10 protein-coding genes are annotated in these 13,501 nt (G+C 47.8%); 4 read left to right on the plus strand and 6 right to left on the minus strand.

The window, feature by feature from the left end:
- Positions 1 to 38 precede the first annotated feature (38 nt).
- From H8K55_RS04425 to prpB, 6 genes are all read right to left on the minus strand, one after another.
- The gene (locus H8K55_RS04425) at positions 39 to 1,985 is read right to left on the minus strand and encodes a propionate--CoA ligase (protein WP_186940985.1); all 1,947 of its coding nucleotides are present in this window, start codon (positions 1,983 to 1,985) and stop codon (positions 39 to 41) included.
- A 350-nt stretch (positions 1,986 to 2,335) separates the two neighbouring features.
- Positions 2,336 to 2,692, minus strand: a complete 357-nt coding sequence (locus tag H8K55_RS04430) for a hypothetical protein (protein ID WP_186940862.1) — start codon at positions 2,690 to 2,692, stop codon at positions 2,336 to 2,338.
- A complete protein-coding gene (gene prpF / locus H8K55_RS04435) occupies positions 2,689 to 3,873 on the minus strand; it encodes a 2-methylaconitate cis-trans isomerase PrpF (protein ID WP_186940863.1) in 1,185 nt (394 codons plus the stop codon). Before prpF ends, H8K55_RS04430 begins: the two co-directional genes overlap by 4 nt.
- Positions 3,874 to 4,102: 229 nt before the next feature.
- On the minus strand, positions 4,103 to 6,697 hold the full coding sequence (acnD, locus tag H8K55_RS04440) for a Fe/S-dependent 2-methylisocitrate dehydratase AcnD (RefSeq protein WP_186940864.1): 2,595 nt from the start codon (positions 6,695 to 6,697) through the stop codon (positions 4,103 to 4,105).
- 248 nt (positions 6,698 to 6,945) lie between these two features.
- A complete protein-coding gene (prpC, locus tag H8K55_RS04445) occupies positions 6,946 to 8,100 on the minus strand; it encodes a bifunctional 2-methylcitrate synthase/citrate synthase (RefSeq protein WP_186940865.1) in 1,155 nt (384 codons plus the stop codon).
- 217 nt (positions 8,101 to 8,317) lie between these two features.
- A complete protein-coding gene (gene prpB, locus H8K55_RS04450; protein WP_186940866.1) occupies positions 8,318 to 9,208 on the minus strand; it encodes a methylisocitrate lyase in 891 nt (296 codons plus the stop codon).
- 319 nt (positions 9,209 to 9,527) lie between these two features.
- Here prpB and prpR point away from each other — a divergent pair, with 319 nt between their 5' ends.
- The 4 genes from prpR to H8K55_RS04470 all read left to right on the plus strand — a co-directional run bounded on the left by prpR (position 9,528) and on the right by H8K55_RS04470 (position 13,413).
- Entirely contained in the window at positions 9,528 to 11,165 is a 1,638-nt protein-coding gene (gene prpR / locus H8K55_RS04455; protein ID WP_186940867.1) for a propionate catabolism operon regulatory protein PrpR, read from the plus strand.
- Positions 11,166 to 11,369: 204 nt separating this feature from the next.
- The gene (locus tag H8K55_RS04460) at positions 11,370 to 11,810 is read left to right on the plus strand and encodes a response regulator transcription factor (protein WP_230408483.1); all 441 of its coding nucleotides are present in this window, start codon (positions 11,370 to 11,372) and stop codon (positions 11,808 to 11,810) included.
- A 2-nt stretch (positions 11,811 to 11,812) separates the two neighbouring features.
- Positions 11,813 to 12,427, plus strand: a complete 615-nt coding sequence (locus tag H8K55_RS04465; RefSeq protein ID WP_186940868.1) for a chemotaxis protein CheC — start codon at positions 11,813 to 11,815, stop codon at positions 12,425 to 12,427.
- A complete protein-coding gene (locus H8K55_RS04470) occupies positions 12,424 to 13,413 on the plus strand; it encodes a sensor domain-containing diguanylate cyclase (RefSeq protein WP_186940869.1) in 990 nt (329 codons plus the stop codon). Before H8K55_RS04465 ends, H8K55_RS04470 begins: the two co-directional genes overlap by 4 nt.
- Positions 13,414 to 13,501: the final 88 nt, after the last annotated feature.

The raw sequence follows: 13,501 nt of genomic DNA on the forward strand, positions 1-13,501 counted from the left end.
TTATTCCGACGCCCTCAGCTTTTTTGCGCTCTCAAAAATTAAGGCAGCAATGCATTCTTGATTTGCTGCAATGACATAGGATCTTCTATCGTCGTCAGATCACCCGCATCACGACCTTCACAAACCGCTTGTATCGAACGACGCAAGAGTTTACCGGAACGCGTCTTCGGTAACATCGCCACAAAATACACACGCGATGGTCGCGCCACGGCACCTAATTGCTGATCAACGACAGCCATCACTTCTGCTTCTAAAGTCTTCGCTAATTCTGCAGTTGCCGCGCGCTCGGGATTTTTGATAATCGCAAAAGCAACTGCAACTTGCCCTTTCAATTTATCCTCAATCCCGACTACAGCGACTTCAGAAATCTGCGGGTGACTGGAAATACTTTCTTCAATTTCACGTGTGCCGAGGCGGTGTCCTGCCACATTAATGACATCATCGGTACGACCAAGGATGAAGTAATAGCCATCCGCATCACGGATGCCCCAATCAAAAGTTGAATACAATTGTTCTTGCGCGAAGTTAGACCAATAAGTTTGTACAAAACGCGCATCGTCACCGTAAATGGTTTGCATGCAACCTGGTGGCAATGGTCCTTTAATCGCCACCACGCCTTTTTCATTTGCTCCGCAAACCGCTCCTGTGGCTTCGTTAATAATGGTCACGTTGTAGCCGTACATCGCGATGCCTGGGCTACCGAGACGCGTGTCTTTGTTTTCAACCCCACGTGCGACCGACAAGACAGGCCAACCTGTTTCAGTCTGCCAGTAGTTATCAATAATCGACACACCAAGCTCGGTCGCGATCCAATTTGAAGTCGTTTCATCGAGCGGTTCACCAGCCAAGTACAAAGCTTTGAGTGAAGACAAATCATATTTCTTCATTAACTCGACCGGGTGTTTTTTGAGGACACGTACAGCAGTTGGTGCAGAAAACATGCGCGACACTTTGTATTTTTCAACGATGCTCCACCACACGCCAGCATCAGGGCGTATTGGTGTGCCTTCATACATAATTGTCGCCATACCGACAATCAATGGACCGTATACGATGTAAGAATGACCAACCACCCAACCAATATCCGAAGTCGCGAAATAGGTTTCACCGGCGTTACCGCAAAAAATATTTTTCATCGATGAAGCCAGCGCCACCGCATAACCACCTACGTCACGCTGCACGCCCTTTGGTTTGCCTGTGGTACCCGAAGTGTAGAGCACGTACGACATCTCATTCGATTCCAGCCAAGTCACGGGCACTTGCGCGTCCATGTGTTGCTCACGCAATGCTGCGTAATCTTCATCGCGACCAGCAACAATATTCATCGCATCGAGACCACGATTCACTAACAAGACTTTTGCAGGTCTATGCTCGGCTAACTGAATTGCTTCATCCAGCAAAGGTTTATAAGGCACTGCCTTACCGCCACGCATCCCGGCGTCGGCAGACACCACCAATACGGGTTTAGCATCGTCAATACGCGTTGCTAAACTCTTAGAGGCGAAGCCACCGAACACCACGGAATGCACAGCACCGATGCGCGCACAAGCCAACATGGCAAATGCGGCTTCGGCAATCATGGGCATATAGATGAGAACTCTATCGCCCTTCTTGACTCCGAGATCTAACATCATTGCTGCCATGCGTTGTACTTCGACATGCAGTTCAGCAAAGCTGTAAGTTTTCTCGGAATTGGTTTCAGTCGAAATGGCGATCAATGCCGCCTTATCCGACTGTGTTTCCAACCAACGATCAATCGCGTTATAACAAAGATTGGTCTCGCCACCGACGAACCATTTGACGAATGGTAGTTTGCTGTGATCGAGTACTTGGGTGTAGGGTTTGTGCCAGCTGATGAGTTGAGCTTGTTTGTCCCAGAAGCTGGCGGGATCTTGAATTGAGGCTTGATAAAAATCTTGGTAGTTCATTTTATCTCCAGTTTTTATAGCGTTTTTACGTTGAATTCTGTGTGGCGTTTTATTGATTGTTGTTCTTTTTACGTAATCGCCATTTGTACTACATCAAAGCTTGTCTCTGTCCTGCTTACGTTCTATAACTTTTCTCGCTTAATTTACTTCCTCTGGCCGGGTGTGGCCCGGCGGCCAAGCACCTTTTTTGCTTCGCCAAAAAAGGTCCTCCAAAAAAGGCGACCGTAGACTCGCCCCTACGGGGTGCTTACGCTTCGCTCCAGCATAATTTGTGGATCACAAAAAATGGGAAAGTGTCGAAACTCGCCTGCGGCTCAAACAACGCCACTTTCTTTGTCCATTTTCTGTGAAACACAAATTACATCGTCTCAAACGGGGGTAGGTCAAAATCAAAATCAACAACAAAATCAAAAACAACTACCTACCACGGCTATTGGGAAAATGAGTATCTGTCGGCACTGATTGTTTTGATGTTGCTTTTGAATTTGCTTTTGACTTTCATCCACTTCTGACACTGCCAATTGTGCAGGACAGAAAATGGATAAAGAAAGTGGCGTTGTTTGAGCGAAGCGAGTTTCGACACTTTCCCATTTTTTGTCCTGCACAATTGGGAACCCGAAGGGCAGTGGCAGCGTGGTCGCCTTCTTTTGCTTACTTTTCTTGGCGAAGCAAGAAAAGTGATTCGTTGGACTATAGTCCAACCTATCGGGCCACTCCCGACCTACAAACCGTTGATAATCAACAAAGGTGAATAAAAACCTCAAAAACAATCTCCAGGCACTCTCACAAACCCCTCCATCAAAACCCTAGCACTACGACTCATACTAGCCTTAGTAACATTCCACTCACCATCCACCAACTGAGCCTCAGCCCCAACCCGTAACGTCCCAGAAGGATGCCCAAATCGCACCGCAGAGCGTGCGCCACCGCCGGCAGCAACATTCACTAAAGTACCTGGAATCGCCGCCGCGGTACCAATCGCAACAGCAGCAGTTCCCATCATCGCGTGATGAAGTTTGCCCATAGACATAGCACGTACACACAAATCAATTTCATTCGCATGAACCTGTTTTCCGCTTGAGGAAACATAATCCAAAGGTTTGGCGACAAAGGCGACTTTCGGCGTATGTTGACGCTTTGCAGCCTCATCGATATGTTTGATCAACCCCATACGCACAGCACCATAAGCACGAATAGCTTCGAACTTCGCTAAGGCTGTGGCATCGCTATTAATTGCGTCTTGTAATTCTTTACCGGTGTAACCTATCTCTTCGGCATTGACGAAAATAGTCGGAATGCCGGCATTGATCATGGTCGCTTTTAAAGTACCTATGCCTGGCACTTCTAAATCATCCACAAGATTCCCGGTCGGGAACATAGAGCCACCTGCGCCATCTTCTTCCGCCGCCGGATCCATGAATTCGAGTTGCACTTCAGCGGCAGGAAAGGTCACTCCATCGAGTTCAAAATCACCGGTCTCTTGTACCTCGCCATTGGTCATCGGCACGTGAGCGATAATGGTTTTAGCGATATTCGCTTGCCAGATACGTACAACAGCAATGCCGTTTTGCGGCACATTTTCAACCAAGCCCATGCTGATTGCGCAAGAACCGACCGCTGCGGATAAATTACCGCAGTTACCGCTCCAGTCAACGAAGGCTTTATCGATGGCGACTTGGCCAAATAGATAATCAACGTCGTGATCAGGCTTGCTGCTTTTGGCGAGTAATACCGTTTTCGATGTACTCGAGGTTGCGCCGCCCATACCGTCAATTTGTTTGCCATATGGATCGGGGCTGCCGATCACGCGCAATAACAATGCATCGCGTGCTACGCCCGCTTGCTGCGCTGCTTCAGGCAAATCCTGCACGCGGAAGAACACGCCTTTGCTGGTGCCGCCACGCATGTAGACTGCGGGGATTTTTATTTGGGGTTGATGGGACATTAGTTTTCTTTCTTATCTAAATCTGTATAAACCACGTACAACGGTTCTACGTTACTGGCTTTTCACTCCTTCCCCCTATCAATTGTATGGGGAAGGTTGGGATGGGGATGGGTTTCGCGTGACGAAATTCGATACACGTCCACCTGCAAAACCCATCCCCACCCTAGCCCTCCCCTTGAAGGGGAGGGAATTACCTATCTAATCTGAGGCTGCTCGGATTACCAAATGCTCATGCTGACTTCGTCGACTCCAAAAAATCCTGCGCAAAACGTTGCAACACCCCACCAGCTTCATAAATCGACACTTCTTCCGCCGTATCCAAACGACAAGTCACAGGCACTTCTACGCGCTCACCATTCTTACGATGAACAACCAAAGTCAAAGTCGTGCGCGGCGTACGGTCACCAATTACGTCATAAGTTTCTGTGCCATCTAAGCCCAAAGTCAGGCGATTCACACCTGCTTTAAATTCCAATGGCAACACGCCCATACCGATCAGATTCGTGCGGTGGATGCGTTCAAAACCTTCTGCCACAATCACTTCCACACCCGCCAAGCGCACGCCCTTCGCTGCCCAATCACGTGAAGAACCTTGACCATAATCTGCACCCGCAATAATGATCAGCGGTTGCTTGCGTTCCATGTAGGTTTCTATCGCTTCCCACATGCGTGTCACTTTGCCTTCGGGTTCTATCCGTGCCAGCGAACCCGCTTTGATCTTGCCATCGGCATCGCGCACCATTTCGTTTTTCAGCGTTGGATTCGCGAAGGTGGCGCGTTGTGCAGTTAAATGATCGCCGCGATGTGTTGCGTAGGAATTGAAATCTTCTTCCGGCAAACCCATCTTCGCCAAATAAGCACCAGCCGCGCTGTCTAGCATAATCGCGTTGGATGGCGATAAGTGATCGGTCGTGATGTTATCGCCTAAGACCGCCAAAGCGCGCATGCCTTTCATCGTACGCTCGCCGGCTAAAGCACCTTCCCAATACGGCGGGCGACGGATGTAAGTGGATGGCGCACGCCAGTCATACAATGGCGGCACGCTGGCCGCTTGCTCAGTCGAGATCGCGAACATAGGCTCATACACATTGCGGAACATCTCAGGCTTCACGCTGGACTTCACAATCGCATCAATCTCTTCATCTGTCGGCCAGATATCTTTCAAACGGATTTCTTTGCCATCGACTACCGTCAACACATCTTTCTCGATGTCGAAACGTATCGTGCCAGCAATCGCGTAGGCCACTACCAACGGTGGCGAAGCGAGGAAGGCTTGTTTTGCATAAGGATGAATACGGCCATCAAAATTACGATTGCCAGATAAAACCGCAGTCGCATACAAATCGCGGTCAATAATTTCTTGTTGAATCACTGGATCAAGCGCACCGGACATGCCGTTACAGGATGTACAGGCATAGGCCACCACGCCAAAACCCAAGGCTTCGAGATCAGACATCAAGCCTGCTTCTTCCAGATACAAAGTCACTGCTTTAGAGCCAGGCGCTAAGGAGGATTTCACCCAAGGTTTACGCGTTAAACCGAGACGATTGGCGTTGCGTGCTAACAGGCCAGCGGCAATCACATTACGTGGGTTTGAAGTATTGGTACAGCTGGTAATCGCAGCGATGATAACCACGCCATCTGGCATTTGGCCTGGCACGTCGTCCCATGCAGCAGCGATGCCTTTTGCAGACAAATCTGCTGTTGCGACACGTGCATGTGGATTCGATGGACCCGCCATATTGCGCACTACCGATGACAAATCAAATTGCAGTAAGCGTTCATATTCGGCTGTTACTAAGGCGTCGGACCACAGGCCAGCAACTTTGGCGTAGCTTTCTACCAAAGCGACTTGTGCATCTTCACGACCAGTTAATTTCAAGTAGTCGATCGTTTGCTGATCGATACTAAACATCGCCGCTGTCGCGCCATACTCAGGTGCCATATTTGAAATCGTGGCACGATCGCCGAGCGTCAATGCTGCTGCGCCGCTGCCATAGAATTCAAGATAAGCACCCACCACTTTTGATTTGCGCAAAAATTCTGTGAGTGCTAATACGATGTCAGTTGCAGTAATGCCAGGTTGTGGTTTACCGCTCAGTTCGACACCGATAATGTCGGGCAAACGCATCCACGATGCGCGACCCAGCATGACGTTTTCTGCTTCCAGACCACCGACACCAATTGCGATCACGCCAAGCGCATCAACGTGCGGCGTATGACTATCGGTACCGACTAAAGTATCAGGGAAAGCTACGCCATTTTGTGATTGAATTACGGGCGACATACGTTCCAGATTAATCTGATGCATGATGCCGTTACCCGGCGGGATCACTTCCATATTCTTAAATGCGAGCTTGGTCCAGTTAATGAAGTGGAAGCGATCTTCATTACGTCGATCTTCAATCGCACGATTTTTTTCAAAGGCTTGCGGATCAAAACCACCGCATTCAACCGAGAGAGAATGATCGACGATTAATTGCACTGGCACCACAGGATTCACTTGCGCTGGATCACCGCCCTGATCCGCAATCGCATCACGCAAACCTGCCAAATCGACCAGTGCGGTTTGACCGAGAATATCGTGACACACCACGCGTGCTGGGAACCACGGAAAATCCAAATCACGCTTGCGTTCTATGAACTGCTTTAAGGAATCCGTCAAAGTCGCAGGGTCGCAACGACGTACCAGATTTTCAGCGAGGACGCGTGACGTGTAAGGTAGTTTGGCGTAGGCACCGGCTTCGATGGCGTCTACGGCTTCACGTGCATCGAAGTAATCGAGCTGCGTGCCGGGTAGGTTTTTGCGGAATTGTGTGTTCATAGTTTTTCCAATTATTTTTTTAAACCCTTCAACACCGAAACGCTGAGCAATGTAGGAGTTATTTTGTCACTCCTCCCCCTTCAAAGAGGAGGTTGGGAGGGGGATGGGTTTTCATCTCGCACAACAGAAACCCATCCCCACCCCAACCCTCCCCTTGAAGGGGAGGGAGACTTCATCAAGACTCGCTCATCATTAACCTCTGCGCTCCTCTGCGCCTCAGCGTTGAGGGGTTTTAAAGCCATCCAAATTTACTTACGATCTCTTAGCGGCACGAATGCCAAATCCTCAGGTCCCACATAATTCGCACTTGGACGAATAATCTTGTTATCAATACGCTGTTCGATGATATGCGCCGACCAACCTGAAGTACGAGCGATCACGAACAAAGGTGTGAACATTGCGGTTGGTACGCTCATCACGTGATAAGAAACCGCAGAGAACCAATCCAGATTTGGGAACATTTTTTTGATGTCCCACATCACAGTTTCTAAGCGCTCAGCGATGTCATACATTTTGGTGGAGCCAGCTTCGACTGACAAAGTGCGGGCGACTTCTTTGATGACTTTATTGCGTGGATCAGACACCGTGTACACAGGATGGCCGAAACCAATCACGACTTCTTTGTTTTCTACACGACGTTTGATATCGGCTTCTGCTTCGTCAGGATTGTCGTAACGCTTTTGAATTTCAAATGCGACTTCGTTTGCACCACCATGCTTAGGGCCGCGCAAGGCACCAATCGCGCCAGTGATGGCGGAATGAATATCGGAACCGGTACCCGCGATCACGCGGCTGGTAAAAGTTGATGCATTGAACTCATGTTCTGCGTACAGAATCAAAGAAGTGTGCATTGCGCGCACCCAAGAAGCTTTTGGTTTTTCGCCGTGCAAAAGATGCAGGAAATGACCGCCGATAGAATCATCATCAGTTTCCACATCGATGCGTTTGCCGTTGTGGCTGAAGTGGTACCAATACAAAAGCATAGAACCGAACGATGCCATCAAACGATCAGCGATATCGCGTGCGCCTGGGGTGTTGTGATCGTCTTTTTCTGGTAGCGTGCAACCTAACACCGATGAGCCTGTACGCATGACATCCATAGGGTGTGAGGATGCTGGCAAGGCTTCCAAAGCTAATTTCAAATTCGCTGGTAAGCCGCGTAAGGATTTTAATTTTGCTTTGTAAGCGGATAATTCAGCTGCCGTTGGCAATTTACCGTGCACCAGCAAATGGGCGATTTCTTCGAATTCGCAATTGTCTGCCACGTCTAGAATATCGTAGCCACGATAGTGCAAATCGTTACCGGTTTTGCCTACGCTGCACAATGCGGTGTTACCAGCAGCGACGCCGGATAAGGCTACGGATTTTTTTGGTTTAAATGTTGGGGTTTCTTGTGTGGTCATTTTATTTCTCCGAAAGTATGTATGTCTTTATTTCGCTATCGTTTTCTAGTCTGTCGCTCCTCCCCCTTCAAGGGGGAGGTCGGGAGGGGGATGGGTTTTAGTTGATCCTGACATTGAAACCCATCCCCACCCCAACCCTCCCCTTGAAGAGGAGGGAGTTAACGCATCACTACACGTCAGACGATAGAAATGTACTTTTTAAATTAATTCAAACCAGTTACTTCGCCTTTTGCTGCGCAAACAAAGCATCCAATTTCTGTTCGAAATCGTGATAGTTAATGCGCTCGTAGAGTTCCATGCGCGTCTGCATCGTATCAACCACATTCTTTTGCGTACCATCACGACGAATCGCGCTGTAGACGTTTTCCGCAGCCTTATTCATCGCACGGAAAGCGCTCAATGGATACAGTACCAAACCTACGTCAGCGGAAGCTAATTCTTCTACCGTGTACAAAGGTGTAGAACCGAATTCGGTGATATTCGCGAGGATAGGTACTTTGACTGCATTGGCGAATTGTTTGTACATTGCCAGCTCAGTGATCGCTTCTGGGAAAATCATATCGGCGCCTGCTTCTACACAAGCTAATGCGCGATCAATCGCTGCTTCTAAACCTTCAACAGCTAAAGCATCAGTACGCGCCATGATGACGAAATTCTCATCGGTACGCGCATCGACGGCGGCTTTCACGCGATCGACCATTTCTTGCTTGCTGACGATTTCTTTACCCGGACGATGACCACAACGTTTCGCGCCAACCTGATCTTCAATATGCATCGCTGCCGCGCCAAACTTGATCATGGATTTCACCGTACGTGCCACATTAAAAGCAGATGAACCAAAACCGGTATCCACATCGACCAGCAAAGGCAAATCGCAGACATCGGTAATACGACGTACATCGGTCAACACGTCATCGAGGTTAGAGATACCTAGATCAGGTAAACCCAAAGAGCCAGCGGCAACACCGCCACCCGACAAATAAATCGCTTTGAAACCGGCACGTTTCGCTAACAAAGCGTGATTTGCATTAATCGCACCAACCACTTGTAGCGGAGATTCTTCTTGCATCGCCTTGCGGAAGGCTGCACCTGCGGAATATTGGGACATAGTTTTTTCCTTTTATTGGGATGCAGTCCTTATTGCAAAGCGCGTGCCAGTCTGCACTAGCCAAAATTCAGGAATCGCTTAAGCATTAAAAATCAAATACTTAAATTCAAATTCTTGCGAATAAGCCCGACTGAAAAAGTCGGCTATGTTGCAGAAACGCGTTGCACATGAAACAAATTTGAAACATAATTGAAACAACATATGAAACACACCTTAAAACCCATGTTGAAACACGCCTTGAAAAGTAGTCGTAGACAAACACTCTCACCAAAACAAATTAGGTGCACCAGTAGTATTCGACAATATTAAAGAAGACAACATGAGCCGACGCCCGCCTATCCCTCGCGATCCGCAAGACAAGCCTGTCATTTGGACTGTCTCCATTTCACGCTTGTTCGATTTATTCCGCGACATCATGGTGGAATATGACGCCAGTGCAGACATTGAGCCGATTCACCTAGGATTTGAAGAGGCGGCGCAAACCTTGCGCGAACGCCTCCAAACCGAACGCTGCGACGCGGTGATTGCGGCGGGATCGAATGGTGCATATCTCAAGAATCGACTACCTATCCCCGTGGTCATCGCAAAAGCGAGTGGCTTCGATGTCATGCAAGCTTTAGCAAGAGCGCGCAAGGTTTCGCGTCAGATCGCCATCGTTACCTACCAGGAAACCATGCCAGAATTGGCGGATTTCAAGGCAACTTTCGGTTTTCAAGTAGAACAAAGAACTTACGTCACGGAAGAAGATGCCAAGAGCCAGATAGGCGAACTTAAAGCCATGGGTGTGCAAGCGATTGTTGGTGCGGGCTTGATTACAGATCTGGCTGAAGAAGCTGGCTTAACGGGTATTTTCATGTATTCGGCGGGGTCTATCCGTCAGGCTTTCGATGATGCTATCGAAATCTCCCGACTCACGCGACTAGAGGCGTCAAAAGGACGTCAACAACCGATAGGAGAGTTGCGGGCACGGCATAGCATTAATGATCTCCGTGGAGATTCCAACATAATGCAGGAGGTAAGACGATCCATCATGCTGTATGCACGCTCGCCAGCGACGGTATTATTGCAAGGCGAAACGGGCACCGGCAAAGAGCTTGCAGCACAAGCAATACACAAGGAAAGTGCACGGGCAAGACAAGCTTTTGTCGCCGTCAATTGTGGTGCGATTGCTGAATCATTATTGGAGTCAGAATTATTTGGCTATGAGGAAGGTGCATTTACCGGATCGCGTCGTGGCGGCCATGCAGGCTTGTTTGAAGCTGCGCATCGGGGCACTTTGTTTTTGGATGAAATTGGCGAAATGCCCCTGAATTTGCAGACACGTCTATTGAGAGTGTTAGAAGAGCGCGAAATCGTGCGCGTGGGTGGCGTACGGCCAATTCCAGTTGATGTACGCATTATCAGCGCGACACACTGCGATCTCGAGCAACGAGTTCACGAGGGTCGTTTTCGCGCCGATTTGTTTTATCGACTGGCGGTACTACGTTTGCATTTACCCTCTCTACGAGAACACCCCACAGACTTGGTAGCGCTTGCACAATGGTGCTTAAAGCAAGCCTGCGCATCAATTGGCAATCGACCACATCCGAATTTACATGCGGAAGTTGCGCGCTGTGAGAGTCTGCTACAGACTTATCATTGGCCTGGCAACGTACGCGAATTACGCAATTTGATGGAGAGAGTTGCATTGCATCTATCAGCAACGCCATTGCAAGCGATCACCCCCAATTTTCTGATGAAATTATTACCAGAAATAACTAACGCAAACTTATCTGATACACCACACTTAGCAAGCTCAATCACGTCTATCGCTTCAGAAGATGAAAATTCTATCGACAAATTGATGAGAAAATTCAACAATAACCGAGACGCGGTTGCCAAGCACTTGGGCATTAGTCGCACGACCTTATGGCGTCGCTTACGATCTGGTGAAAAGCTGTCAGAAAAGACACAATAAGTAACAGATATTAGCGACCATTTGCGGTATAACAAAATCTATTTTTTTAGAGAAAAGAGACGTAAGATAGAATGTCGAAGTTCTTAGCGATCAAACTGAATTAATCTCAATTAAGCCCAAGTTCTTCCCAATAAGCCCAAATAAGCCCAACATCATCAATCATAGTTAGCTTCAAGTAATCAGGGTTCTGCTTAGCTAGCAGCAATGGCACTGATAACAGAGATAACACCGACAGCAGCGACAACGAATTACGATCAGGATATTTTCATGACCAGCGAACTACCACCAAAAAAATTATTAATTGTTGACGACAGCAAAGTGTCACGCATGATTATTCGCGCCAGAGTGCTAGCGATCTATCCTCACTGGGAAATTCTGGAAGCCAGTAATGGACCCGAAGGCATAGCTAGTGCGAAAGAACACTTACCGAATTTTTGTACGATGGATATTAATATGCCCGGCATGCTGGGTACAGAAGCTGCAGAGATCATATTGCAAGAGATACCTCAAGTTCGTGTGGTCATTTTTTCTGCCAATATCCAAGAAAGTTTTCAAGACCGAGCCTCGGCCATGGGCGCAATTTTTGTCGCTAAACCCATTACTGAGAAATCTATCGCAGAAGCACTAAATTACTTTATGGGGTAACTGTGGAAAGTTTGAGCGAACTCCATCTGGATGCATTGGCAGAAGTCTTTAATGTTGGCGCAGGTCGTGCTGCCGCTAGCTTGAGCGAGATCGTGGGCGATGAAGTGAAGCTATCGGTGCCTTCGATAGAAATCAAAAGAACGGACGAAATCGATGCCAGCCTCATGTCCCTCAGCAGTATGAAATTTGGGGTCGTCAGTCAACACTTCTCGGGTCCCTTTGACGCGCAGGCTTTGTTACTCTTTACCGAGAGTCACGCCTTAGAGATTGTGCGCGATATGATGGGCTCACAAATGAGCATCGAAGAGTTGGCTGAGTTTGAACAAGAAGCCATGTGCGAACTGGGTAATATCATCTTGAATGCCTGTTTATCGGCGATGGCAGATATGTTACATATCGTATTAGACAGCTCTTTGCCTGAATATAGAATTGCGTCCACTGACGATATTTTCAAAAGTTTAAAAAGTTCGCAAGATCAACCGTATATACTGGTATTGCACATCGACCTATCGATAGAAAAGCGGCACTCGGAAGGACATTTGATTTTTTTATTGAGCTCAATGTCACTTAGAAGTTTGGTGCAGCAGTTAGAGCAGTTTTTAGGAAAAATAGAATGAGTTCGTTAGAGATTTATCAAAATCAAATTTTGGACAGCATCAACATGGGTCTGGTGATCGTCGATGCTGACGAAAAGATTTTGTTGTGGAACGCCTGGATGGAAAAACATTCTGGCATCAGCGCTGAGAAAGCAATGAATCAAAAAATAGAAGAGGCGTTTGTGTCAGTTCCAAGCGCTGCTTTTATGACCGCACTGCGCAATAACATTACCTATGGCCTGCCATCGGTATTATCAAATGCATTGCATCGTTCGCCATTGGCGCTGTTTAGCGTGGATGAATATTTTGAAAATCAATTAGCGATTCATCAGTCGATTGCGATCACTTCACTCGCTCGCGACGACAATCAGCGTTGCAGCCTAATTCAGATATCTGATTCCAGCACATCGATTCGCCGTGAAAAAATGTTGCGCTCACATTCAGAAGTCTTGAAAAAAGATGCGACCACCGATAGCTTGACGGGTCTATACAACCGACGCTTCTTTGATGAGCATTACAAAATTTCTTTGGGACAGGCGATTCGCCAGAAACATCCTTTGTCGATTTTTATGGTTGACATCGACTACTTCAAACAATACAACGATTATTATGGGCATCCGGCCGGCGACAAAATTTTGATTCAGGTCGCATCGACCCTGAAGTCTCAAATTTCACGTTCTTCCGATATGTTAGCACGTTATGGTGGAGAAGAATTCGTCATGATTTTGCCGAACATGACCGAGCAAAATGCGATGGCGTTTGCGGAGAAATTGATAGACGCGGTCAGCCAATTAGCACTGCCTCATCTCAAGTCAAAATCGGAAAAAATCATCACGATCAGTATTGGAGCTAGCACATACGATCCCAACCAGCACCGCGAAGTGTCGGCCTTGATTGATGCGGCAGATACCGCCTTATACAAAGCGAAGCAACAAGGGCGCAATCAAGCTTGCTTACTTCCTTTAGACACCCTACTCACGCATAGGCTGCAGATTCATGCAGAATAAGTTGACTGGCGCCATTGGTAGTTTTCATGACGCCAGATCTTAACTTGAGAATCTTGATTTGCGAATCCTGATTTGTGAACTTTAAGTC

This window comes from Affinundibacterium flavidum (assembly GCF_014284175.1).
Lineage (GTDB): Bacteria > Pseudomonadota > Gammaproteobacteria > Burkholderiales > Burkholderiaceae_D > Undibacterium > Undibacterium flavidum.

What these genes read in the sequence shown, in the direction of transcription:
- prpF (WP_186940863.1), bottom strand. Translation starts at nt 3,873, where the DNA reads ATGTCCCATCAACCCCAAATAAAAATCCCCGCAGTCTACATGCGTGGC.
- acnD (WP_186940864.1), bottom strand. Translation starts at nt 6,697, where the DNA reads ATGAACACACAATTCCGCAAAAACCTACCCGGCACGCAGCTCGATTAC.
- prpC (WP_186940865.1), bottom strand. Translation starts at nt 8,100, where the DNA reads ATGACCACACAAGAAACCCCAACATTTAAACCAAAAAAATCCGTAGCC.
- prpB (WP_186940866.1), bottom strand. Translation starts at nt 9,208, where the DNA reads ATGTCCCAATATTCCGCAGGTGCAGCCTTCCGCAAGGCGATGCAAGAA.
- prpR (WP_186940867.1), top strand. Translation starts at nt 9,528, where the DNA reads ATGAGCCGACGCCCGCCTATCCCTCGCGATCCGCAAGACAAGCCTGTC.
- H8K55_RS04460 (WP_230408483.1), top strand. Translation starts at nt 11,370, where the DNA reads ATGGCACTGATAACAGAGATAACACCGACAGCAGCGACAACGAATTAC.
- H8K55_RS04470 (WP_186940869.1), top strand. Translation starts at nt 12,424, where the DNA reads ATGAGTTCGTTAGAGATTTATCAAAATCAAATTTTGGACAGCATCAAC.